The 22,676-nt window shown below is 67.5% G+C and carries 25 protein-coding genes and 3 pseudogenes; 12 read left to right on the plus strand and 16 right to left on the minus strand.

The features are described from left to right. Positions 1-274 precede the first annotated feature (274 nt). From ACFU8W_RS42020 to ACFU8W_RS42030, 3 genes are all read right to left on the minus strand, one after another. The gene (locus ACFU8W_RS42020; protein WP_384049556.1) at positions 275-457 is read right to left on the minus strand and encodes a hypothetical protein; all 183 of its coding nucleotides are present in this window, start codon (positions 455-457) and stop codon (positions 275-277) included. A gap of 70 nt (positions 458-527) precedes the next feature. Then, a complete protein-coding gene (locus tag ACFU8W_RS42025) occupies positions 528-773 on the minus strand; it encodes a tetratricopeptide repeat protein (protein ID WP_384049694.1) in 246 nt (81 codons plus the stop codon). Continuing rightward, a complete protein-coding gene (locus ACFU8W_RS42030; RefSeq protein WP_384049558.1) occupies positions 770-1,405 on the minus strand; it encodes a MerR family transcriptional regulator in 636 nt (211 codons plus the stop codon). The genes ACFU8W_RS42025 and ACFU8W_RS42030 overlap by 4 nt, the downstream gene beginning before the upstream one ends. 157 nt (positions 1,406-1,562) lie before the next feature. Here ACFU8W_RS42030 and ACFU8W_RS42035 point away from each other — a divergent pair, with 157 nt between their 5' ends. Then, complete coding sequence (locus ACFU8W_RS42035) at positions 1,563-2,903, plus strand: DUF3533 domain-containing protein (RefSeq protein ID WP_384049561.1); 1,341 nt, start codon at positions 1,563-1,565, stop codon at positions 2,901-2,903. A 112-nt stretch (positions 2,904-3,015) separates the two neighbouring features. Continuing rightward, on the plus strand, positions 3,016-3,540 hold the full coding sequence (locus ACFU8W_RS42040; protein ID WP_384049564.1) for a MarR family winged helix-turn-helix transcriptional regulator: 525 nt from the start codon (positions 3,016-3,018) through the stop codon (positions 3,538-3,540). Between the two features lie 302 nt (positions 3,541-3,842). On the opposite strand, the gene ACFU8W_RS42045 is transcribed toward ACFU8W_RS42040, so the two are convergent. Next, the gene (locus tag ACFU8W_RS42045) at positions 3,843-5,252 is read right to left on the minus strand and encodes an LCP family protein (RefSeq protein ID WP_384049567.1); all 1,410 of its coding nucleotides are present in this window, start codon (positions 5,250-5,252) and stop codon (positions 3,843-3,845) included. 59 nt (positions 5,253-5,311) lie between these two features. Here ACFU8W_RS42045 and ACFU8W_RS42050 point away from each other — a divergent pair, with 59 nt between their 5' ends. Next, positions 5,312-5,479: a hypothetical protein gene (locus ACFU8W_RS42050; RefSeq protein WP_384049570.1), complete on the plus strand. Its 168-nt coding sequence runs from the start codon at positions 5,312-5,314 to the stop codon at positions 5,477-5,479. A 119-nt stretch (positions 5,480-5,598) separates the two neighbouring features. Here ACFU8W_RS42050 and ACFU8W_RS42055 read toward each other — a convergent pair whose 3' ends face one another. The 4 genes from ACFU8W_RS42055 to ACFU8W_RS42070 form a co-directional block, all read right to left on the minus strand. Then, positions 5,599-5,748: a hypothetical protein gene (locus tag ACFU8W_RS42055; RefSeq protein WP_384049572.1), complete on the minus strand. Its 150-nt coding sequence runs from the start codon at positions 5,746-5,748 to the stop codon at positions 5,599-5,601. 168 nt (positions 5,749-5,916) lie between these two features. Continuing rightward, the gene (locus ACFU8W_RS42060; protein ID WP_384049574.1) at positions 5,917-7,089 is read right to left on the minus strand and encodes an ATP-binding protein; all 1,173 of its coding nucleotides are present in this window, start codon (positions 7,087-7,089) and stop codon (positions 5,917-5,919) included. A gap of 788 nt (positions 7,090-7,877) precedes the next feature. Further along, positions 7,878-8,675 (minus strand): hypothetical protein, encoded by a 798-nt coding sequence (locus tag ACFU8W_RS42065; RefSeq protein WP_384049577.1) that lies wholly within the window; start codon positions 8,673-8,675, stop codon positions 7,878-7,880. 114 nt (positions 8,676-8,789) lie between these two features. Then, on the minus strand, positions 8,790-9,404 hold the full coding sequence (locus tag ACFU8W_RS42070) for a hypothetical protein (RefSeq protein ID WP_384049580.1): 615 nt from the start codon (positions 9,402-9,404) through the stop codon (positions 8,790-8,792). Between the two features lie 381 nt (positions 9,405-9,785). Between ACFU8W_RS42070 and ACFU8W_RS42075 the strand changes: the two genes are divergently transcribed. Then, complete coding sequence (locus tag ACFU8W_RS42075) at positions 9,786-10,049, plus strand: hypothetical protein (protein WP_384049582.1); 264 nt, start codon at positions 9,786-9,788, stop codon at positions 10,047-10,049. A 243-nt stretch (positions 10,050-10,292) separates the two neighbouring features. On the opposite strand, the gene ACFU8W_RS42080 is transcribed toward ACFU8W_RS42075, so the two are convergent. The 3 genes and pseudogenes from ACFU8W_RS42080 to ACFU8W_RS42090 form a co-directional block, all read right to left on the minus strand. Continuing rightward, positions 10,293-11,177: a helix-turn-helix domain-containing protein gene (locus ACFU8W_RS42080; RefSeq protein ID WP_384049585.1), complete on the minus strand. Its 885-nt coding sequence runs from the start codon at positions 11,175-11,177 to the stop codon at positions 10,293-10,295. Between the two features lie 23 nt (positions 11,178-11,200). Next, the gene (locus tag ACFU8W_RS42085) at positions 11,201-12,010 is read right to left on the minus strand and encodes an alpha/beta fold hydrolase (RefSeq protein WP_384049588.1); all 810 of its coding nucleotides are present in this window, start codon (positions 12,008-12,010) and stop codon (positions 11,201-11,203) included. Positions 12,011-12,520: 510 nt separating this feature from the next. Further along, positions 12,521-13,129: pseudogene (locus ACFU8W_RS42090) on the minus strand (transposase family protein); the annotation flags it as partial. 69 nt (positions 13,130-13,198) lie between these two features. On the opposite strand from ACFU8W_RS42090, the gene ACFU8W_RS42095 reads away from it, so the two are divergent. Further along, entirely contained in the window at positions 13,199-13,405 is a 207-nt protein-coding gene (locus ACFU8W_RS42095; protein ID WP_384049590.1) for a hypothetical protein, read from the plus strand. 66 nt (positions 13,406-13,471) lie between these two features. Here the strand turns inward: ACFU8W_RS42095 and ACFU8W_RS42100 are convergent, their stop codons facing one another. From ACFU8W_RS42100 to ACFU8W_RS42115, 4 genes and pseudogenes are all read right to left on the minus strand, one after another. Beyond that, positions 13,472-14,077, minus strand: a complete 606-nt coding sequence (locus ACFU8W_RS42100) for a DUF4352 domain-containing protein (protein WP_384049593.1) — start codon at positions 14,075-14,077, stop codon at positions 13,472-13,474. 181 nt (positions 14,078-14,258) lie between these two features. Then, positions 14,259-14,864: a hypothetical protein gene (locus ACFU8W_RS42105; RefSeq protein WP_384049596.1), complete on the minus strand. Its 606-nt coding sequence runs from the start codon at positions 14,862-14,864 to the stop codon at positions 14,259-14,261. Between the two features lie 156 nt (positions 14,865-15,020). After that, a pseudogene (locus ACFU8W_RS42110) lies at positions 15,021-15,267 on the minus strand (prolyl aminopeptidase); the annotation flags it as partial. Positions 15,268-15,372: 105 nt separating this feature from the next. After that, positions 15,373-15,990, minus strand: coding sequence for a CGNR zinc finger domain-containing protein (locus ACFU8W_RS42115; protein ID WP_384049599.1), 618 nt, complete (start codon positions 15,988-15,990; stop codon positions 15,373-15,375). An 87-nt stretch (positions 15,991-16,077) separates the two neighbouring features. On the opposite strand from ACFU8W_RS42115, the gene ACFU8W_RS42120 reads away from it, so the two are divergent. The 5 genes from ACFU8W_RS42120 to ACFU8W_RS42140 all read left to right on the plus strand — a co-directional run bounded on the left by ACFU8W_RS42120 (position 16,078) and on the right by ACFU8W_RS42140 (position 19,929). Continuing rightward, a complete protein-coding gene (locus ACFU8W_RS42120) occupies positions 16,078-16,866 on the plus strand; it encodes an MBL fold metallo-hydrolase (RefSeq protein WP_384049602.1) in 789 nt (262 codons plus the stop codon). A 132-nt stretch (positions 16,867-16,998) separates the two neighbouring features. Continuing rightward, a complete protein-coding gene (locus tag ACFU8W_RS42125) occupies positions 16,999-17,415 on the plus strand; it encodes an ester cyclase (protein WP_384049605.1) in 417 nt (138 codons plus the stop codon). A gap of 149 nt (positions 17,416-17,564) precedes the next feature. After that, a complete protein-coding gene (locus ACFU8W_RS42130) occupies positions 17,565-17,744 on the plus strand; it encodes a hypothetical protein (protein ID WP_384049608.1) in 180 nt (59 codons plus the stop codon). A 325-nt stretch (positions 17,745-18,069) separates the two neighbouring features. Continuing rightward, a complete protein-coding gene (locus ACFU8W_RS42135; protein ID WP_384049696.1) occupies positions 18,070-19,617 on the plus strand; it encodes an ISL3 family transposase in 1,548 nt (515 codons plus the stop codon). Between the two features lie 144 nt (positions 19,618-19,761). After that, positions 19,762-19,929 (plus strand): hypothetical protein, encoded by a 168-nt coding sequence (locus ACFU8W_RS42140; RefSeq protein ID WP_384049611.1) that lies wholly within the window; start codon positions 19,762-19,764, stop codon positions 19,927-19,929. A gap of 93 nt (positions 19,930-20,022) precedes the next feature. Here ACFU8W_RS42140 and ACFU8W_RS42145 read toward each other — a convergent pair. Then, a pseudogene (locus ACFU8W_RS42145) lies at positions 20,023-20,279 on the minus strand (methyltransferase domain-containing protein); the annotation flags it as partial. Between the two features lie 210 nt (positions 20,280-20,489). On the opposite strand from ACFU8W_RS42145, the gene ACFU8W_RS42150 reads away from it, so the two are divergent. Further along, positions 20,490-21,407 carry a pyridoxamine 5'-phosphate oxidase family protein gene (locus ACFU8W_RS42150; RefSeq protein WP_384049614.1) on the plus strand — a complete coding sequence of 306 codons (918 nt, stop codon included), beginning with the start codon at positions 20,490-20,492 and terminating at the stop codon, positions 21,405-21,407. Positions 21,408-21,447: 40 nt separating this feature from the next. Continuing rightward, positions 21,448-22,557, plus strand: a complete 1,110-nt coding sequence (locus ACFU8W_RS42155) for a hypothetical protein (RefSeq protein ID WP_384049617.1) — start codon at positions 21,448-21,450, stop codon at positions 22,555-22,557. The last annotated feature ends 119 nt before the right edge of the window (positions 22,558-22,676 follow it).

Raw genomic sequence — 22,676 nt, forward strand, 5'->3', positions numbered from 1 at the left:
CTGATGACCAGGACGACAAGAGCCGTGTAAGGGGCGACTTTTACGCACGGTTCTGTGAGAGCCGAGGGGTGAGATCCCCCTCGGCTACTCGGCAGGGCTGTGGTAGCAGAGGTGTCCCGTCTCCGTCGATCTGGTCCCGGCCTCAGATGGTCTGGTCCGCGGAGGCTTTGTCATCGCTCATTGCCGAGTAGATGGTCACGAGCGATGCGACGTCCGTGGCGCGGGCGCGACGAGTCGGCGCTCTCCTGGATCGAAGCCACCGACGGGCGGTGGACTACGGTCGCGCGTCACAGAACTCGGCGTCGACGACCCGCTGCTCATGCACGTTCCAGTCCCCGTTGAAGTTGAGCGCCAGGGCGTGCCTGCCGTCCGCGGTGGTCAGGGCCTCCGATATCGAGCCCTGGATGCCGCCGTTGTGACCCCACACCTCGACACCGCAGGACAGCTTCAGCCTCATGAGGCCGAGGCCGTAGGAGAAGCCCGGCGCCTGTTCGAGGGCCGCCTGACGCCGAGCAACAACTGACCACTCAACAACCAAGATTAGCCGTTAAATTGACACACCCGGCCCAGGCGTCGGTGGGGTCGATGTCGAGTGCGGCGGTGAAGTCGGTGATGGCCTGGTCGTAGTGGTCCGCTTGCTGGTGTGCTTGGCCGCGGGCGCCGAGGGCCCAGGCGTCGGTGGGGTTGAGGTCGAGTGCGGCGGTGAAGTCAGTGCTGCAATCGGCCCTGGGTGCGATTCGAGTCCCGGCGGCACGGGCTCGCTTCCGAGTCAGGCCGGCTGAGCCAGGGTGCGCCTGTGGCGCAGCTCGCCCTCCTGGGCGAGTCGACGCAGCAGCGCCAGGACTGGTTCGAGCAGCAGGATCACGATGGCCGCTCGTTCGGCCAGCTGTTCCGGTGCGTCGATCCCGTCGAGCTGTTCGAGGTCGAGACGGGCGACGGACGCGGCAAGCCTCGCGTAGGGGAGCAGGCCGTCGTTGCTGTAGGGGACGCCGAGTCGGCTGAGTTCCTGGAGCCCCGCGGCTAGTGCGTGAGGGTGGGGTGAGTCGTTCGAGATGTCCCACTCCATGGCGCTGAGCAGTTGCTCCACCTGTTGGATCTGCTCGGAGTCGACCTCCGCGTCGCCCGACTCCGTCGGGATCGGTAGCGCGTGGTGCAGCACGCCGAGGGTGGGCCGGGATTCCTCCGGGTGGTCGACCGCCGCCAGCACGTCTCGGGTGGCCGCGATGGACAGGCCTCCGCGGGCAGTCAGCGCCCGGATCAGGCGCAGTCGCTGGACGTGTTCTTCGCCGTACTCGGCAATCGTGGCGCCCATTGAACGTCCGGGGGGCAACAGGCCCTCGCGCAAGTAGTACTTGATTCTGCCCACCGGAGTCCCGGATCGGCGGCTCAGCTCCGAGATCTTCATGCGTTCCCTCGACTCTCTGCTGGTGTCAGTGTCCCAGGTGCTGGAGGTTGACCCTCATTTTGGAAAGTGTTACTTTCTAGTACTGGAAAGTGCAAGTTTCCAGTTTGTCGCCCATACCGGCGGCCAGCGCATCACCGCGCACACAGAGGAGAAGTGCATGGCCAGTTCACCCACCCACGCCCGCACCAGCGCACGGCACTTGCTCCGGGGGCGCCGCCTGTGGATCGCTTCCACAGCGGTGATCGGCTTGCTGTCCTTCCTGCTCTCGCTGCTCTACCTCGGCGCGAACAGCAACCCTGTCGGGGCGATGCACGACCTGCCGATCGCTGTCGTCAACGCCGACCCGGGGGCCGTGCACGCGGGCCAGAAGATGAACCTGGGTGCGCAGATCACCAAGCGGGTTGCCGACGCCCCACAGCTCAAGGGCAAGGTCACCTGGAAACAGGTGGACCGTGCCGAGGCAAAGCGACTCATGAGCCAGGACAAGGTGTTCGGAGCATTGGTCGTCCCGGAGAACTTCTCCGCTTCCGTGCTGGGGCTCGCGGCCCCACGCAACGCCTTCCCGTCACAGCCGATGCTGGAGATCCTCACCAACCCCGCGGCCGGCAGCTTCGGCTCGAATATGGCCGAGCAGGTCAACCGTGAGGCCGCACACAACGCCTCGGTCGCTCTGGGTAAGCAGCTGGGCAAGCAACTGGCCCACCAGGCCGCCCGGGCCGAAGCGGCTGGGAAGCATGTCACGACACCGAGCGCCCCCGAGCGGCTGCTGCTCGCGGACCCGGTCAAGGTCGCCGTGGCCGAGGGGCACCACCTGGGCAACCACAGCGGATTCGGCCTGACCGCCTTCTTCTACACCCTGGTGCTGGTACTCGGTGGCATGCTCGGCGCGAACGTGATCCACATGCAGGTCGACACCGCTCTCGGCTACGTCGCCAAGGACATCGGCCCCTTCCGCACCGCCGAGCCCGTCCGACACCTGAGCCGCACTCGCCACTTCCTCGTCGGCTGCGCACTCATGGCCGGAGTCTCCCTGGTCACCTCGGCGCTGGCGATGGCCGCCGCAGTCGGGATCATTGGCATCGACGCCTCACACCTGCTGCTGCTCTGGATCTTCGGGGCCTGCGCGACGATGGCGATGGGTTGCACGGCGCTCGCCCTGCTGGCGGTTCTGGGCACCCCCGGCCCGCTCGTCTCGATGCTCGTGCTGATCGGCCTCGCCATCCCATCGGCGGGTGCCACCATCCCGCTGCAGGCGCTGCCGTCCTTCTACCGCTTCCTCGCCGAATTCGAACCGTTCCGCCAGGTCCTCGACGGGGTCCGGTCGATCCTCTACTTCAGCGCCCACCTCGACGCCGGACTCGGCCGAGCCTGGATCATGACCGGCGTGGGGCTCGCGCTCTCGCTGCTCCTCGGACTGGGCCTGACCCGTCTCTACGACCGCAGGGGCCTGCACCGCACCGCGCAGCTCGAGTCGGTCGCGTTTCCCACGGCTGCCTGATCCGCTCCCGGGGCAGGCAGCAGCGCTCCCGTGTCACGCCCGCCCCGGGATTTTTTTTCCCCGCGACCGGCTCCCCCCAGGGAGCTCCGCCTGATCCCTGAACGGCCCGACCATGCCTGCCCCTGTCGCCCGTCACGAGTTCCCGCCCCTGCTGGACCAACTGCACCGCACCCTCAGTCTGGCCCGGGCCAGACTGGCCGACGTCCTGGCCGAGTTCGGTCTCACCCTGGCCACCTTCGACACGCTCCGAGCCTTGCACCACGCGGGCCCGCCGTACCAGCTGGCCATCAGCCGGCTGGCAGTGTGTGGCTCCCTCAGTGCCTCCAGCATGACCCGGCGCGCCGACCGGCTGGAGGAACGAGGCCTGATCGTGCGGGAGCCCGGTCTGGAGGACCGCAGGGCCGTGTCTGTCCGACTCACCGTTGCGGGACGACAGCTCCTCGACGAAGTGCTCGACCGCTATGCCGAGGAAGAGCAGCACCTGCTGGCCCCGATGCCTGACAGCGAACGCCAGATGCTGACCGTCCTCCTCGGCCGCGTGGAGGACTCGATATCAAGCAGCTCACCGCGGCACTGGGCATGTCCTATGGAGGAGCCGCCCACTATCTGTAGCCAGGCGGACGGAGCCGGTTCGTGAGTGGTGCTATGCGGTTTCACCAGTTTTCGACCTCAAAGCCGACCTCGACCTCCGAAGCTGGTGCGAATCTGCATCTCAATGTCACCGGTTTCTGTGCTGGTGACACCAGTGCCCTCCAGCGTTGGTGTCAGGGCGGTGAGCTGGGGGTTCGCCGTGCGATGTGGGGTGGTGGTGACATCGGGGTGCAGTTTTTGCGGTGACGACTCGTGAGGTTGCTGCAGGTCGCGGCGTGTCCTTCCGGTGCAGATTCGCACCTGTCGCAGACGCGGAAGCACAGCTCGCTGGTCTCTCGATGTGGTGCCCTATCGCAGGTCGTCGACGTCCAGTTCGGCGCCGGCCACCAGGGTGACCTCGCCCGCCGGGGCGGCGGCGTCCTCGACAGCGTGCGCGCCGGGTACCTGGGACGCGAGGACCGCGGCCCGGTCGGCGAGGCCCGGGGGATAGGTGACCGTGGTGCGGCCGGGGTGCGGCGCGTTGCCGGTGCCCGTGACGGTGAACCCAGCCTCGCGCAGTCTCTCGGCGACCGCGGCGGCCTTCCCCTCGGCGTCCGATCCGTTGAGGACACGCACGTGCACGGAGGACGCGTACAGCGGATCTTTCGCGTCCGCCTCCAGGCTCTTCTTGTCGATCTCCCTGTCCTTGGCCAGGGCGGTGAACACGGTGGCGGCCTGCGGGTACTGCCACACCACATTGGCCTTGTCCGTCGGGACGTCGGCTTCGCGCGGATAGCTGGGAACGGTGAGGAACGTCAACCGGTCCTCGGGAACGCCCTTCAGCTCGGACGCGAGGCCGGTGAGGGCTTTCGCACCGGCCAGTTCGTCGTCCGTGGTGAGGGACTTGGTGAGGGACTGCAGCAACTTGTAGAGAGCGACGGGGTCGGTGATCTTCGACTTGGCCTTCTCGGCCAACGCCGACATGAACTCCTGCTGGCGGCCGATGCGTCCGGTGTCGGAGCCGTCGCCCACGCTGTAGCGGGCACGCACGTAGCCGAGCGCCTTCTCGTCCCTGATCGTCTGGCAGCCGGCCTCCAGATCGAGGTGGGCTTTCTTGTCGTGGATGGCCTGCTCAGGGCAGACCTCTATGCCGTCCAGGGCGTTGACCATGCCCTTGAACCCCTGGAATTCGACCGACATGAAGTTGTCGATGCGCAGACCAGTATTGGCTTCGATCGTCTTGATGGTACAAGCGGCGGCGTCGGCCACCTCGCCGCCTGTGCCGCCGAGCGAGAACGCCTCGTTGATCTTGAAGTGATGGACCTCGGAGGTCGTACCGTCGCCCTTGTCGCAGGCCGGTATTCGCACCCAGGAGTCGCGGGGTATGGACACGACCGCGGCCCACTTCCGGTTCGCGGGGATGTGCAGGACCATCAGCGTGTCGGAGTGCATGGTGCCCCCCTCCATGCCGCCGTACCGGGCGTTGGCCCCGGACCTGCTGTCGGAGCCCACGACCAGGATGTTCCGCGACCCGGGACTGAGGTTCTCCGGGCGGTCGTCGCCGAGCTTGCCGTCGAGGGCGGCGCCGTGGATGTTGCCGTCGAGGTCGTTGTAGATCCACGCACCGGCACCGCCGGCGCCGAGGACGCACACGGCGCCGATACCGGCGGTCCAGGCAACGATCCGGCCCCGCCGCGTCAGCCCGTCCGACTTCCCGCCCGCTCGCCTACGCGAGCGCCCGGCCGCCGGAGCACTCTTTCGTCCGCGTGTCCCACCCATGTGAATCGCCCCCCGCGCCCCGCCCCGACCACCCGGCGTGGCCGGACACCAGACGCCCCATGTCGATCACCGGACTTTATACGATCGTTTCGAACGTGCAGCTTTTGGTGCAGCGAGGTGCGATGTGTCGGTTTGGTGTCAGTGGGGTGGTGTCAGTGATGGTGCGTCAGTTCGTTGGGTTCGTGCTGGTGGTGTGGGTGGGTGACGCGGGTGTCGGTGACGTGTAGGTGGTGTGAGGCGTGGCTGTCGCTGTCGTGGTCTGGTACATCCCCGAGTGCCTCACTGTCATGGAAACGGTGTTTCTGAGCCACCCCTGCCGACCCCGGATTCGTAGCACCCAGGCCGTCTATACCGCCCAGTCGTATCCGAGGTCGGCGAGGGCGGCGAGTTGGTCGGCGGTGAGTCGGTGGCGGCGGGTTTTCTGGTTGGTGAGGAAGACGCCGAGTCGTACGGAGGTGCCGTCGGGGAGTTCTTCGACGTGCTGCCTTCCGACCACGGTCTTCCCCTCGCGCTGGATGTAGCTGGAGGGCTGCTACGCCCCGTGTGAACGTGTCGGAGCCCTTCCCTGCCCCAGCCTTCGGACCGCTCCGCGCCGATGCCTTGTGGGTCCGTACAGCCGGTTTCACGCCCAGGGCAGCGAGCCGCTGTTGCGGTTCGCTGCTGCTCAGCCCCGGCGGGCGCCCTGGACGATCCGGCCAATGACGGCCACGGCCTGTTCCGGGTGCCCCTCCAGCCACCTGCCGAGGTGTTCCCGGACGGCCTCAGCGAGGCAGGCGCGCACTGCGGTGTTGCCCAGCCGGCCCATCGTGGCGCCGAGGAACTCGGGACGGTCCAGCTTCACCGACACGACCGCCGTCAGGCCCTCGCCGATCCGGTCAGCGCCGAGATCGGGGTCCGCTGCCGTCAGCAGCTGCTGCTCTCGGGCGTACGTGTTGACCGCGGCCGCCACCCCGTCGCGGAAACCCGTCACGTGCGTGCCGCCCTCGGGGGTGGGCCGGCCGTTGGCGAAGCTCCGGACCCGCTCCGTGGGGGAGTCGCACCACCGGAGGGCCACCTCCACCGTCCCCGCCATGTGCGTGTCCTCCCGCTCAAAGCCGATGACGTCTGGGTGGACGGGGGTCCCGGCCCCGCGCTCGAGGAAGGCGACGAAGTCCCGTGCCCCGCCAGGGAACTGGAACCGTTCCGACCGGGACTCGCCCGGGGAGCGTTCGTCGGTCAGCGAGATGTCCAGGCCCCGGTTGAGGAAGGCCAGTTCCCGGAAGCGCTCCGCCAGCACGGCGAACGAGCACTCCACCGTTTCGAAGATGTCGACGTCGGGCCGGAAGGCGATGGTGGTTCCGCTTCCGGTCGCCGGCCCCGCGGCGGTGGGCGGGGTGACCGCGACGCCGCACGCGTACTCCTGGACCCAGCGGACCCCCTCGCGCCGTACCTCAGCTGTCAGGCGGCTCGACAGGGCGTTGGCGACGCCGAGCCCGACGCCGCTGCCGAAGGGGCTCACGGCTACGGCGTGGCGGCCGCCGGGTTCCGCCCCGGCGTGCAACCGGGTCAGCAGGGTTTCGAGGCTGGGCCCGCCGGTGTCCCCGGCGGCCTCGACGGGGACACCCGGCCCGTCATCGGCTACACGCACGCCGCCGTCGGGCGTGAGGGCGACGTCGACGGAGTCGGCGCGACCGGCCAGGACCTCGTTCACCGCCCGGCCGACGACCTCGAAAACCAGCTGGCGCAGACCGCGTTCGCTGGTCGAACCGACCCACATCCCGGGCCGCTTCCGAATGGCCTCCACCCCCTCAAGCACCTCAATGTGGGTGGCGTCGTACCTGTTGGTTTCCTTGCTCATGAAGTCCCCCTCCGATGATGTCCAGCAGAGTTCCCCACCCTAGGCCGATTGCCGGAAAACACCAGGTCAAAAGCGTTTCATCGAGGGCGTAGACAGGCGGTTGAGCGCCTGCCCGGAGATCGTCGGCAGGGAGACCGCGAACCACGGCCAAACCGCGGCCGGGGGCCCGCCGAGGCCGCGTACGACCCCGTTCCCGGCGGTCCAGAGGCCCCCGATTCCGATGCGTCACACGCCTCCCGGAGCACCGCGCTGGGAGTTCGCCAGGCGAACCACCATCGCGGCGACACCCTCCAGTGCCTTCACTGCATCGCCCTGATCCATGTGCTCGTCGTCCGCGGTGAGTGCAAGGTGTTCGCGAGACCGCTCAGCGGCAGTTACGGCTCCGCGTCAGTTGGGATAACTGGGAGGCGGCAGACGGAGCGTCCGCCGGTGATCTCGACGGTGGTGCTTCCCCTCGGCGGCTGCGCGGAGACGCTGCGTCTGCTGGCTCCTGAGGGCCCCTTTGTTTGCGCCTCAGAGACTGGAGCCGATGGCTGCCCGTCGCTATCCGCTGGATGTTCGTGGCTCAGGAGCTGTCGAGCTGGTCGCCCAGGGATACCAGCCGACCGTCACCCCTGTACGTACAGAAGCCCCCAGAGCGGTCAGCTCCGGGGGCTTCTCGTGTGGTGGGGCGTGCGCTGGACCACGCTTCGACGCTGTCGACCAGCGCACGTGCCCGTTGCAAGTGGCGCCTCCCTCTGAACGCCGTTGCCGGGGCTCAGCCCAGCCCCGTCCGCACCGGTACGGCGTCAGTAGCCTGGGTACCTACCCAGGAAGGCGCCGATGGCCAGGGTGATGACAAGGCCTTCGACGCCGAGTCCGAAGAGGAGGAGGACCACGGCGAGGGCTGCGTCCCCGACCGTGCTGGACCGCGTTCCGCAAACAGTCACGAAGTGAGGTTTGTTCGGGTGGTAGGCGACCTGGACGGTCGGGTCGCTGCTCCTGGTGTACACGCTGCGGCTCACGCCGTGCAGGTCCGTGTACACGTACGTCCCGAACCTGCCACCCAGGACGTGCGCGTTTCCGACTCTCCCTGCCTCCACGGTGATGCCGTGCCGGGGCAGGTACCACTTGCGGTACACACTGTCCGCCCCCATGGCGCCAAACGCGATGATCCCCGCACCGAAGGGGCCGACCAGCAGGATTTCGAGCGCGATGATCCACTCCCCGTGGATCCCGACGGCGAGTGCTAGGGCGAAGAAGAAGAGGCCGATGGCGAGCGCCCAGATCTTTCGCCTGCGCTTTCGCCGGTCCTCGCGGGACTCCGTCAAGGCACGGGCGGTGACCAGGGTCGAGCCGTCGACCGTATCGGCCTCCTCGGTGCGCATAGCCAGGGCCGCGTTGACGGCGTCGGCGAACAGGGTCACGGCGGCCTCGCACCAGGGCCTGCTCGTCTCCACCTGATCGACGGGCTGCCGATGCTGCGGCCAGACGAGCAGGTCTTCGAGACGATGCTCCAGGGCCGGCGCAACCAGCAGCTCGCGCGGAACCTGTCGCCCGGGTACGTCTCCGACCAGGAGAGGACGGTTCGGGCCTTCACCCGGCACGCCGATGTCCTGTCATGGCAGTGGACGCCGCAGCACGTCGACGAATGGTCGGCGGACCTCCGCTCCGTCCACGGCTGTGTCCGATCCAACTACCAGGGCTCCGTACGGCATGAATCACACCACGTCGGGCCATGGACTGTCCGTTGGCGTGGCACTCCTCGGAGGGCGTCCGTTGACGTAGTACTCCTCGGAGGGCAACGAGTCCCATTCAGTATTCGCGCCGTCGCGCGTCACCATGAACAACGGACGCGATCGCAGGACCTGCCCGACCAATTGCCCGCGCATGACGACCCCGGGATCATCCGGTCCTGCGTAGCCCTCGGGCATGTAGCGAAAGCGCACGTTCATCGCCTCGGCATACGCGATTGCGTCGCTCTCCAGCTCCGCCATGTCTCTCCCGACCAGCGGGAGTCCGTCGTACGCGACCTGGGGACCGTGCACGGCGTCGGCAGCGATGCAGAACAGCCCCACAGCTTGGCTCACATAGGCCGTGACGGCAGGTGGAGAAGGAGCGACCCCGCGACGGTGGACTTCGGCCTTCCAGGTTGGCGAGAAGATCGCGGGGCCGCGTGCACAATCGCTGACCTTCGGCTGACCGAGAATCTCAGCCGCCTCGACCACTTCGTTGACGGTCATACCGAACCGAAGTGGCCCGACGCCGACAGCCGGCGAATAGGACCACTCGTCCCGTTCGGTGACTCCGAAATCGGCTTCGGTCTCGAACGCCATAGTCGCTCCTCTAGAGACACCTGAGACTTGCCGTCGCCCATCATGCCAATCGCCGACCAGCAGACTGCCGGGTGCCGCCGAGCTCGCGCAGATCACTCAGCGCAAGCCCCATCTCGGCTCGGCCGCGAATACGCGACACCTGAACATGCGAGCTCACCAGTCCCGAGGCCGGGCTGGAAGTTTTCGTGTTGTTGTCCGGCGGGATTCTCGTTTCGGTGTCCAGGTGGGGGTGGATGCGGCTGAGTGGCTGATTGGCGTTGTCTTACGGGGTGTTTGGGTTGGTGGGGGAGGGCGTTGGGGCTGGACAGTGAGGTGAGGGTGGGTGGTCAGTGGTTGAGAATCGGCTGGTCAACAGGATGAACGCTCCGAACCTCCGGCGGCATGCACGTGGAGTGCACGGCATACTTCGGATTCACCGCGAACGGCAGCTCGGACGACGGTCGCGAACGGTTCATCAGCACGCCGATCTCGCCCACCTACGCCGCCCAGATCCTCCAGCTACAGGAGCAAGGTGCGACGGACGAAGACCTGAATCCGATCGTCGCCGAAGCCATAACCGAGTCCTATTTCACAGAATGGGGCACCCGAGCTGCGGGCCTGCGCGCCGATTTCACGCACGTGTCATCCCTCGATATCCAATTCTGACCACACTGAATTCACAGCCTGCTATAAACGTGTGACTGAGCCGAAGCACGACAGCTGTCACCAAGGCAGGCGTGTCGTCACCGGGCCGCCGGGCGGGTCACACCGAGCTGCACACCGGGGCCGCTGTGCAGCTGTCCTGTCGCGTTGAACCTGTCGGATTCCCACCCGTTCTCGTTTGTGCTGTCCGCTTCTCATCCGGGCACGTGCTGAGAGACGATGCCTCGTCTCTCGTGGGACCTCAGTTCAATTCGCCGGAACCTGATGGCTCGAAGACGTCGACGGTGTCAGGTCCGCGAACGAGGTCGGCCACGCGACGTCATCGATGGCGAGCCACGGCGCAGCGGCTACGGCGGTGGGTGTCACCCCGGTGAACGCTTTGACCTCGCGGTGGAGGTGGGCCTGGTCGACGTAGCCGCTTTCGGCCGCCACCTGGGCGGCGGCGTTACCCGCCGCGAGGAGATGGGCGGCGTGATCGAAGCGCACCAGCCGGGCGGCGTGCTTGGGCGTGAGGCCGATCTGGGACCGGAAGCGGGACCACAGGCGCTTACGGCTCCATCCCACCTCGCTCGCAAGGCTGTCGACGCGCACCCGTCCCCGGCTGGTGAGCATCAGCCACCAGGCAGCGGCGACCTCTGGATCAAGCGACGGGCGGGCGCTCATCCGTCGGCCAAGGGCATCCGCTGCGATCGTGAACCGCTCGTCCCACGACGTGGCGGCCCGCAGTCTTTCCTCGGCTCGCCCGGCGTCGCGGCCCCAGACATCCTCCAGGGTGACCACCGTCCCGCTGAGGTCGGTCGATGCGCCGAACACTGCAACCGCCAGGACCGGCGACAACCGGATCTGGAGGCACTCGATCCCCCCGGCCGCCCGGTCTCCGAGCCGAAGGTCGCCCGGTACCAGTCCAACGACCGTGCTGCCGCATTCGCGCCGGCCGTGGGCGTCGCAGACAAGGCTGTCGCTCAGGTCCACGAACAGAGTGACTGAGGGGTGCGCGACCATGGCGATATCCACGCGCGCCGGAGCACGTTGGCGGAACCCAGCCATGCTGACCCCTGGCAGCCGACCCGGTTGCCGGGGCACGGCGACCTCCACCGACGCCCAGTCAGGTGGTGATTCGGTGGACTTCACAGCACCAGGCTAGGCGATGGGTGTCAGCGGCCCGTCGCTGCGAAGCGCAGCAGCAACTCGCTGGTCGCCTCCGGCGCTTCGAGCATGGGGAAGTGCCCGACGTCGGGCAGCTGCTCGACTCGCGCGTTCGGCACCGTGTCGTAGTGGTGCGCCGAAGACGGATCCCAGCGGGGGTCGGCAGCGCCGAAGATCACCAGAACCGGGACGTCGAGTGCGGTCAGGCGCATGGGTACGCTCCGCTCGGCGATGTACGCGCTGTTTTGGCGCAGCACCGTCCTGAACGTGCGGTAACCGATGCCCCGTACGTCGGCGACCAGGTCGTTCGGGACGTCCACCGGGCGGTTGCACACCGCGGTCACCCCCCGGCGGAGCATCGCGTCGGAACGGACTCTCCATAGAAGCGGGCCGAGCGGCGGGTCGATCAGGACCCGAAGGAGGACGGGCTGCGGAAGGAGCGCGTCGGGACTCGGGCCACTGCTGATCAGTGCGAGCGAACCCACCAGGTCCGGGCGCTGTTCGGCGAGGGCGGTGGCGATGTACCCGCCGCTGGAGTGCCCGGCCACGGTGACCGGACGAAGGCCGAGCTCATCGAGCGCCGCGGCCAGCCTGGCTGCCTGCTCAGGCACGTCGTACGACGGCGCGGGCGGGGACTGACCGTGGCCCGGGAGGTCGATCCGGATGACGTGATACCGGCTGGCCAGTGCCGGCATTACCGGGCCCCAGGAGCTGCCCGAGGCCCCTGATCCGTGGATGAGCACTAGCGGCGGCGCCTCCCGCGGGCCGTCGTGGACCACGTGCATCCCGTGCAAATGCTTACCGTCGTAGATAGCCATACTCGGGAGGCTGCCGGGGCTGCCGGCCCTCGGTCTTGTACAAATGTCGTCACGGGGCCGAGCATCGCCAGGACTTCCGTCTCCACGGCGAGCGGGACTTCCGCGAAAGCCAGGCCGTTTGAGATCGGCGGCCATCGGCAGTCTCGAACTACCTGGCATTCATGCAGTTCAACGTGTCCCTAATGTACCAGTTGCACCGCGACAGGACAGCAGCTCAGGCGATCGGGCGGAGCCCAGGAGCCGGTGACACTACCGTGCTTCGCGAGCTGTTGGTGACAGGTAGCGCGCCGGCCTGGTGACAACCGCTGTGCTTTGCCCGATTGGAAGTTTTCGTGTTGTTGTCCGGCGGGATTCTCGTTTCGGTGTCCAGGTGGGGGTGGATGCGGCTGAGTGGCTGATTGGCGTTGTCTTACGGGGTGTTTGGGTTGGTGGGGGAGGGCGTTGGGGCTGGACAGTGAGGTGAGGGTGGGTGGTCAGTGGTTGAGAATCGGCTGGTCAACAGGATGAACGCTCCGACCAGGCCGGGAGTGCGCTCTGGCCGCGCTCCCGGCGGTGCGGGATGACGAGTCCGGTGCCCGGGTAGCCGCCGTCGGCGATCGTGAGGGCATTGCCGACGGCGGCCTTGGCGCCGGACTCCTCCCATGCCTTGCAGTCGTTGCGGTTCCCGGCGAGCGGCCGGCCGACCACAACGACCAGGCGCGTGTCGGCGTCGATGACGACCTGGTGGTTGGTGGAGTACCGGTAGTTCTTCGACCGCTCGGCGATGGTGTGGTCACGGGTGGGGACGAGGGTGCCGTCCACGATGAGCACGGTGTCCTCGGCGAACCGCTTGCGGGGCTGGAGCGCGAGCATCGGTCCGAGGTGGTCGATGATGCGGTCTGCCGCCGACTTGGATACCCCGAACAGCGGGGCGAGCTGCCGCATGGTCAGGTTCGTGCGCCAGTACGCCGCGACCAGCAAGGCCCGGTCCTCCAACGGAAGGCTCCATGGCCTGCCCTTGCGGACCGCGTCCGCACCCTCGCGCCGTAGCACCGTCACCAGCTTCCCGAAGGCGCGCGGGCTCAGCCCGGTAAACGGGCCTATCCAAGACGGCTCCGATGCCGTGATCACACCAGCCACAGCGAGATCATCCCAGCCGCCCTACTATCCGATCCGAAGAGATGAGCGCCATCGAGGGGGCAGATAGAGATGATCGCAGCACGCATGGCAGCAGCAGTGCTGATCACATGGGCCGCGCTGATCGCGCTCCTACTTGTGCCGTCGCCCCTGCCAGAGCATTGGCGCTACTACATCTACTCTCCAGCGAGCGTGGGCCTGTGGCTGCTGGCCATGCTCGTCGCACCCGTCGTGGTCTGCACCGTCAAGTGGCCGTGGATCAAGTCGGGCGGCAGGTGAACCCCGACTCGCATACGAGCCCGCTGACCGCCTGGTCATCAATTAACGGGACAGCCCTTAGCAAAGTCAGGAGTGAAGCTCCCATTCCTGCGGCTTGTCGAGGGAAGGAGGGGCGTAGAGGGCCTTGACGGGGCGGATGTCCTGGGGCACGACGAACATGATGTTCCCGATGACGCAGTCGCCTGGCCTGAGGCTGGAGTCGTTGACGAACTCCGGTTTCGGGCCGCCTGTAATGAACGTCGCGTCGTATCGGGTGCCGTCCTCGGCTTCGAGCTTCCAGGTGTTCGTGTTGGCGGTGATGTTCCCCTTCACCGCGCAGACCTTGACCTCCAAGGCGTCCCAGGCGTCATCCGGCGTACCGGCGCCCAACTCGTAGGGGGTCCGGTCGGCCCTGGTGGAATGGATGTAGTTCGAGACGGCGACGAGGACCTCGATATCGCCCTGGTCCGGTGAGCTGAATCGGTTGGTGAACGAGTCGCCGAGGATGAGCGCACCTTCTGCGGACGGCGTCGGCGCTGCTGAAGTCGCGGCGCTGGTGCTGGGTGTCGCACTGGCCTTCGGTTCAGTCGGCTCGGGAGCGACGGTTCCTGAGGCTGAGCAGCCGCATACGGTCAGGACGAGGATGATGGAGCTAGCGGCTCTGCTTAACACGATCCGTGCGGGCGTCAGCATCAAGTCTCCTGGGATTTAACAGAATTGAAGGTTTGTCAACCTATAGCGGAACTGTCAGCGTGTCGCTACGCACCCCAGGGTTGCTTCGACCAACGGTGCCGAAGCGGGCACGGCACTCGGAGGTGTCGCGTTGCTTGCAGGCGGCCCGCCTCGATCCTCCTGTCGTCAAACGATGGCGAGCTCAAGCGGCCAGGGCTATACCCTGCGCGTCACCGCCGTCCCCGCCATGCATCACGGGCTCCTCGCCCGCCGCCTGCGCCTGGCGCACGGCCATGGCCCGCGTGGTCAGCCGGTAGTCCCTCACCGCCCGCAGGCCGGCGTGGCTGACGTAGAAGCAGCGGCCCGCGCGTTTGGCCGCGGCAGCCGCCAGACGTGCCGCGTAGAACCGCTGGTCGCCCAGCGGAGGCAGCTCGGACTCCAGCAGTGTCCCGGCCTCCCGGCGCCGTAGCCCGCTGCCGTAGAGCAGGTCTGCGAACGCCGCATCCCGCCCGTCGTTGCGTCCCCGCCACGCCGGATCCTCGATCCCGTCCGGCAGCATCCCCCGCAGGCCGACATCCCTCCAGAGCCTCCAGGCCCGCGGCGTCAGCCACTTCACATCCGACGTCCGGACATCCGCCGGGGCCAGCTCCGGGACCTCCGCCATCGAGCCGTCCCGCGTACGGACCGAGCGCAGACGTACCGGGTTCACCGCGACGTATCGCCGTGCCGTCGCCCAGTCGTAGAGCATCCGCAGGGCCGCAAGCTCCCGCCCCTGGCTCTGTTCACGAGAACGGGTTCTGGCACACATTCCGTGAGCGATCTCAAGTCCGGCCTCACCGGACCCCGGTGAGGCGTGGTCCGCGCAGCTCACATGACGCGCGCGCCTCCTGCTGGCGAGAACCAGCGAGATCTTTCACGGAATGTGTGCCAGAACCCCGTTCTCGCGGACAGAGCCAGGTTGGCGGGGGTTGGCGGCGTTGGGGATGGAGCGTCCGCTGCCGCGCTGGTCGAACAGGACGATCCGGTAGGTAGTACCCGGGGTCGAACAGGCGGCGCTGCTCGGGCCGGGTGCCGGCGCCTGGGCCGGCGTGGACGACGAGCGCGGGCTTGCCGTGGGGGTTGCCGGAGGTTTCCCAGTAGACGAGGTTGCCGTCGCCGACGTCGAGCATGCCGCTGTCGTACGGCTCGATCGGTGGAAACAGGCTGGTCATCGCGGGGTGTCCTCTCCGTGTTTGGCCGGTCCTGATTCCGGAATCACCTGATAGAGACTCACGGAAAAGAAAATTATTTCCCGTGATGTTTTGTGGTGGGGTGTGTCACGCCGAGGCGCTGTTGCGCCGTGCGTAGGCGCGGGCGGCGCGGGCGCGGTCGCCGCAGCGGGTGGAGCACCAGTGGCGTCGGCCGTGGGTGCGCAGGAGGAACCGGTCGCAGGGGGCGGAGCCGCAGGCGGCGAGGAGGTCGGCGTCGGGGCCGGTGAGCAGGTCGGCGGCGTCGGCGGCGAGGGTGGCCAGCGCGTGGTTCACGGTTTGGTCGGTGGGGTGTGCCTGAATGCGGCGCAGTCCCTGCGCGCCGTCCCAGGCGAGCAGGGGCGCGGTGGGTACGGCCGTGAGTGCCTCGTTCACCGCCCGAAGGGACTCCTCGGGCGGGGTGGTGCCGTCGATGCGCGCGCCGAGCAGGGTGCGGATGTGGCCGCGCAGGGTGCGCATCCGCTGTGCGCACACCTCGTACAGCTGTACATCCGGAGTGGTCAGGTCGTGGGCGGCGAGCCAGCGCATGGCGGATTCGGGGGCGGCGAGCAGGTCGTAGCTCTGGCCGGCGGGCAGGGTCGCGGCGGTGTCGGCGAAGTCCAAGGAGGCGTGCCGGTCGGCACCCGGAGCTGGGGGCAGAGCGGTCTGCGCTGTGTCGGTGGCCAGGGCGTCGTCCATGCCTCTCATGGTAGCGCTTGCGTTTTTCCATGACGTCTGCTTAGCCTGGCATCACGGAAAACGCAGAGTTTTTTCGTGAGATACGAAGGAGACGTGATGTCCCAGCTCAACGCCGATCAGTTTCCGGTCCGCACGTTCGGCGGCCCGACCACCCTGTTCGAGTACGGCGGCCTGCGCTTCCTGACCGACCCGACCTTCGACGGCCCCGGCGACTACCCCTCGCCGGGCCCGATCCTGACCAAGACCGCCCCCTCCACCGCCACCCCCGCCGAGCTCGGCCCCATCGACGTGGTCCTGCTCTCCCACGACGAACACGCTGACAACCTCGATGCCTCCGGCCGGGCTCTGCTTGCCGACGTCCCCCTCACCCTGACCACCCCCGGCGGCGGCGAGCGCCTCGGGGAGAAGGCCAAGGGCCTGGTCGACTGGGAGACGATCGAGTTGGAGCGCCCGGGCGGCGGCACCATCACCGTCACCGGTGTCCCCGCCATCCACGGCCCCGGCCCGCGCGAGGAGGTCGAGCCCCTCTCCGGGCAGGTCGTCGGCTTCGTCCTGACCGGAGAGGGCCTGCCGACGGTCTACGTCAGCGGCGACAACGCCTCCCTCGACGCCGTCAAGGAGATCGCCGAGCGCTTCGCCCCGGTGGACACCGCCATCCTCTTCGCCGGCGCCCCCCGCTTCCCCATGCTCTACGACGGCGGACTGATCGTCCTGGACAGCGCGCAGGCCGCCGAGGCCACCCGGATCCTCGACGCCCGCCGTGTCGTCCCGGCCCACCACGACAGCTGGGCCCACTTCACCGAGGGCCGCGAGGACCTGGAGGCCGCCTTCACCACCGCCGGCCTTGCCGACCGCCTGGACCCGGACTGGATCCAGCACGCCTGAGCGGGGACCGCCGTTCAGGAACCAAGACCTCACACCGGTCGGGGCCCGCAACGCGCCGGGCCCCGACCTCGGGCAACAACCTCTGCGGCGTCCCACGGCGCCGCCAGCAGTACCACAGGAAAGGCCAGTCACATGTCCACCGAGACCAACACGGAGCTCGTGCGCCGCTTCTACCAGGCCCTCGAGCAGGGGGACTACGCCACGCTCACCGGCATGTTCCATCCGGACTTCGTCTTCTATCCCCAGGTCGGCACCCCCAGGCCGGGCGCCGCAGGGTTCATCGACGCGGAGAAGAAGCACGTCGACGCCTTCCCCGGCATCCGTCTGACGGTCGTCCACACCGTCGCCGAAGCCGACAAGGTCGGTGCCTACGTCGTGGTCGAGGGCAAGCAGGGCGGCGACTACTACGGCATCCCCCCACGCGGAGCGCACATGCGCTTCTCGATGTTCAACCTATTCACGTTCAAGGACGGAAAGATGATCGAGAAGCGCGCCCACTACAACCGGGCCGACATCATGGACCAGCTCACGGTCGGCTCCGCCGCATAGCGACACCGGACTCCGCGGGCCACGCCCCCCGCTTCACGCCACCCCCTTGGTGAAGCCGCTTCGCCTCCGCCGTCGCCGGGCCCGCCAACCACACCAGGCCGGGCGCCTCGGCGCCCGGCCCACCATCCAGCACCACCAGGAGCATCCCCATGGCCACCACCAAGGCCACCCGGCACGGGACCGCACCCGCGCCGCTCTCCCTCCTCGACACCGCGCTCACCGGCGCCGGCTACACCGCCACCTGCGATGTGTCGGTTTGGTGTCAGTGGGGTGGTGTCAGTGATGGTGCGTCAGTTCGTTGGGTTCGTGCTGGTGGTGTGGGTGGGTGACGCGGGTGTCGGTGACATGTAGGTGGTGTAAGGCGTGGCTGTCGCTGTCGCTGTCGCTGTCGCTGTCGTGGTCTGGTACATCCCCGAGTGCCTCACTGTCATGGAAACGGTGTTTCTGAGCCACCCCTGCTGGCTTTGTCCATGAGAACGGGTTCTGACTCACTTTCCGTGAAGCGCGCACGCTGAGTGACGGCTGGCGTTTGGCTCGACCTCCGGGAGGTTGCCTGAAAATGACCAGTGCCGGTCTTGGTGTGGTCGACAGTGCGGCGTCATGGAAGAGACATTGTTCCGGCTGGAGGAACTGTTGTTCCCGTCCGGCTTGGACATGGCGGTGCTGTCGGTTGATGTGAACGACGAGGCCGTAAGCATCGGGGCCCGGAGTACGGCGGCTGGGGCAGTGTGTCCTGACTGTGGGAGGCGGTCGAGCCAGATACACAGCTCCTACCTGCGGTTTCCCGCTGATGTACCCAGTGCGGGACGGCGGGTGGTCCTGTGTCTGCGGGTCCGTAGGTTCTTCTGCCCGGACGCTTCATGCGGACGGCGGACGTTCGTCGAGCAGATGCCGGGGCTGACCCGGCGGCACAGCAGGTGGACCGAGCGCCTGCGTTCGACGCTGGCCGCGGTCGGCCTCGCACTCGCCGGCCGGGCCGGTGCCCGGATGGCACGGGTTTTCGGCGTGTCCGTCAGCCGCAGCACAGTGCTGAGGCTGCTCGGTACGTTGCCCGAGCCTGAGGTGCCGTCCCCTCGGGTGGTCGGTGTCGATGAGTTCGCGACGCGCAAGGGTCGCGTCTACGGCACGGTTCTGGTCGATTGCGAGACCCGCCGACCGGTGGATCTGCTGCCTGACCGTGAGGCATCCAGCCTGGCCGCGTGGCTGGCGAAGCGGCCGGGGATCGAGGTGATCTGCCGGGACCGTGCTCCGTTCTTCGCGGAAGGCGCCACAGCCGGGGCACCCCAGGCAACCCAGGTCGCCGACCGCTGGCATCTGTGGCACAACCTCGGCGAAGCCGCCGAGCGGACCGTCGCCCGCCACCGCCAGTGCCTGCGCGTCCTCGTCCCTGAACCGGCAGGAGACGAGGGCGACGAGCCCATGCCCCTCGAAGGAACGTCGGGCTCGCCCTGGAAGAGCGACCGGTTCGCCAACCGCGTCCGAGTCAGGCATGCCACCGTCCACGCACTGCTGGAAGCCGGCCACAGCCGCCGGTCCATCGGCCGCCAGCTCCACATGACTCACCGCACGGTCAAAAGTCTTGCCGACGCTGCCAAACCCGAAGACCTCTTCCGCGGCCAGTGGCAGTACAACCGGCCCTCCGCCCTGGACGAGTACAAGCCTTACCTGGACGGCCGGTGGAGCGAGGGCTGCACCAATGCATGGAAGCTCTGGGAGGAGATCATCCCACTCGGCTACCAGGGCAGTTACGGCATCGTCAGCGCCTACATCAGGAAGAAGCGCACCTCACCCCGCCCCGTCACCGCACAACCGCCGGCACCCCGCGTAGTGACCAGGTGGATCCTCAGCCGCCCGGAATCCCTGTCCGAAATAGAACAACTCCGACTCAATGCAGTACTGGCCAACTGCCCCGAACTCGATGCCCTCACCGGACACGTCCGCTCCTTCGCCCAGATGCTTACCGAGCGCCAGGGCGAACGACTCCCCGAGTGGCTCGACGCGGTCCGCAAGGACGACCTGCCCAGCCTCCACACGCTGGCCGCGGGGATTGACCGCGACCGCGAGGCCGTCATCGCGGGCCTGACCCAACCCTGGAGCTCAGGCGTCGTCGAAGGCCACGTCAACCGGATCAAGATGCTCAAGCGCCAGATGTTCGGCCGTGCAGGCTTCGCGCTCCTCCGCAAGCGAGTTCTCCTCGCATAACTACCTGGCCGAGCATCACGAGCATCCGGATTCTGGTCGTGGATGTCGCGCGAGTGCCAGGATGCGTGTCGGAGCACAGACGGATACGGAGGGGAACGTATGCGACCGACGTTGGCAATGCGTGAGTGGAGTACACGGCGCAAGATGACTGCTGCTGCGACGCTGCAAATGCTGTGGCTGGGTGTGCTGATTACCGCCCTCATCATCTGGGACCTCTCGCTCTCCGTCTCCGTCACCATCGCGATATGGGCCGGTCCGGCCCTGGGAGGAGTGGTCGGTACCTGGGCCGCCTCGAAGACATCTGCTAGGTGACGATCAGTTACCGCTTCACGGAAAGTGAGCCAGAACCCGAGAACGGGCAGCAGATGTTCAGCTCCCTGGGCAGTACAGGGACGGTCACTGCCTTCCCACCTCCGTTCTGTGCGAGCAGGTCGGCGGGACCGCGCGGAAGGAGCAGGCGGCCACGATCCGGTCGAACGATGTTTCGGGCCAGTACCGTACAGCCCGTCCGCCACGGCGAGAGTCGGTGTGTAGCCGCAGCCGTACAGCGCGCTCGCCGCCTGGTCGAGCCGATGGGGGTCCACCTCGATGCTGGTGACGTCGGCAGAGCCGAGCCGTTCGCGGGCGAGCGCGGTGGAGTAGCCGGTCCCGGTGCCGATCTCCGCCGTCAGCGCTGGGTGTCTGCTGGCGCCGCTGCGCCTGCACCACCCCACCCACGAAATCCGCAGCTTCCGGCGGGTTTGATGGCGGCCGCGGCTCGGTGACACGTTCTCACACCATGCCAGTTCTTGCCTCCGGAAGCCTCTTGATCACCACTCGATCCGTGCCTAATGTCGCGTACACCGCTGTCGTACAAATCGAATCGGGGGAAGATGCCACGGGATTCCGATCGGCCGGCGATTTTTCATTCGGGTGAGCTGACTGCTCAGATCCGGGCCGGCCAGACAGTCGAAGCAGAATGTCTCGGACCAGTCGTCAAGCCGTTCCTCGCGGAAGGCGGACGATCACTCATAGATTCCGCACGCATTGCCGTGGCAACGACGATTGGTCCGAACGGCGCACCGATGCTGTCGCTGCTCGCCGTCGATGCCGGGGCATTCGGCGCGCTCGGTTCGTCGGGTCTCACGATCCCGCACGCGGCCGTCAGCCCCGAGGACGCCTTGTTCGACAACCTGCGACGAGATCGGCGGATCGGTCTCGTGTACCTCGATCCGCACACCCGTCGACGCTTCCGGGTCAACGGTGAGGTCGTGGACTCCCGCACCGACCCGCTCGAGGTGTCCATCCTCGAAGCGTTCCCCAACTGCAAGAAGTACCTGGTCCGTCAGCAGTTGACGACGTCAACGCAGGTCTCTCCGAAGGCGGCGACCCGCGGCCGGTCGATCACCCGGGTCGACGCCGCCCTGCTGTGCCAGACATCGCTGGTCTTCGTCGGCACCGCAAATCCGCAGGGCCAGCTCGACGCGGCGACCCGCAGCGGGGACCCGGGGTTCATCCGCGAAGTCGCACGGAACACGTTCGAGTTCCCGGACTTCGCCGGAAACGCCATGTACCAGACCATCGGCAACCTCCTGCTGGAGCCGCGGATGAGTATCGGCTTCGTCGCCGGTAACGAGTTCGTCGTGTTGACCGGCTCGTCGACCACGCACTGGGAGGACGAGGCGGAACGATCGGGAGGCAACGGCCGCTTCTGGCGCTTCACGCCGCGTTCCTGGCGGCGGGTACCGCTTCCGGTGCCGGTGGAGCTCAGCGGTTACGACCGGTCCCGACACACCCCCGTCCTCGATTGACCACCTACCCCTGACGCCCGCACCACTGGGAGGAATCCGCGTGTCCGCAGCGCACGACCTGACCGACAAGGGTCAGCCGCCGTCGCCCGGCCGAGTCTGGGAACTCTGCGAGTTCTACATCCTCGGCTTCGACGTCTCCCGGCTGCTCTACGGGGACGACGGCCGCCCACTCGGCGAGCGGTACGCCGCGGCCCGGGTACGCGAAGGCGTCCCCTATGCCATGCGCCGCTGCCCGTACTCCGGCTCTCGGTCCGGCTACGAGATGAACGTCTCAGCGCTGCGCAGCATGCAGGCCGATTGGCCCGACGTCCTCGAGGGCGTCGCGGAGATCCGCGAGGCCTTCCACCGTCGGTACAGCCACGAGGAGTTGGACTGGCGCTGGGTGTGGGTGTTCGGCCGGGTACTCACCACGCTCCCGACCCTGTACGCGCGGCGGTCCGGCGAAGGAAGCCGCACCGTCATTCCGCGGCGCATCGCCAGTCTGTACAAGCCGAGCCTCGGCATGGCGATGACGCCTGAGTACATCATGCTCGCAGGGGGCGACTACAAAACGGCGCCGAGTCCGGACGAATTCTTCCGGGAGACCGAGGACCGCGGGGTGTTCCTCACGCCGGACGCCGCGTGCTCCGGCCCTGTGCGTCATGTCCGGGAGTTCCTTGAGGTCTGTCTGGGGCCACGCCGCGCGCCGCGTTTCCGGTGGGTGGCGGACCTGGTCGACCTCGATGACCTCATCAGCTACAGCTGGGCGAATACCGAGCTCGAGCTCGCGAAATACCGCTTCCTGCTGGCTCTCTCCTTGCGTGATGGGCCGGACTGGCAGGACATCTTCGATTCACCGGCTCCGTCGTCGTTCGATAATCGCGCCCTGGACGAGCTCGCCGCCCAACTCGATGAAACCATCGCGTACCTTGGATTCTCCGAAAGAATCGTCGAACTCGGTCGACGCGACGTCACATCGTTTGCGGAATGGTGTGAGCTCTTCTCCGACCTGCTCGTGCCCGTGCTTGACATGGTCCACGATGGTTCATTGCGACCGACGCTGGACACGACGGACGTGCGTTTGATGGCCCGCCATCTCAGTCGCAGTTGGAGATCATCCGGTATCGACGCTGGACTTGAACTCGCTCGTGTACCCGTAGCGGGGCTCTGACCTCGATTCTTCCGGGGCTGATGGCGACGTTGCGAGCGGCTGGCTGCCCGATATGTCCCGCGCCGCGTCGGGACTGGCCGTCGCGTGACGCTGCGAGGGCGTCTGGTTTCACGGGCCCG

Source organism: Streptomyces sp. NPDC057565 (assembly GCF_042801455.1).
GTDB lineage: Bacteria > Actinomycetota > Actinomycetes > Streptomycetales > Streptomycetaceae > Streptomyces > Streptomyces yanii.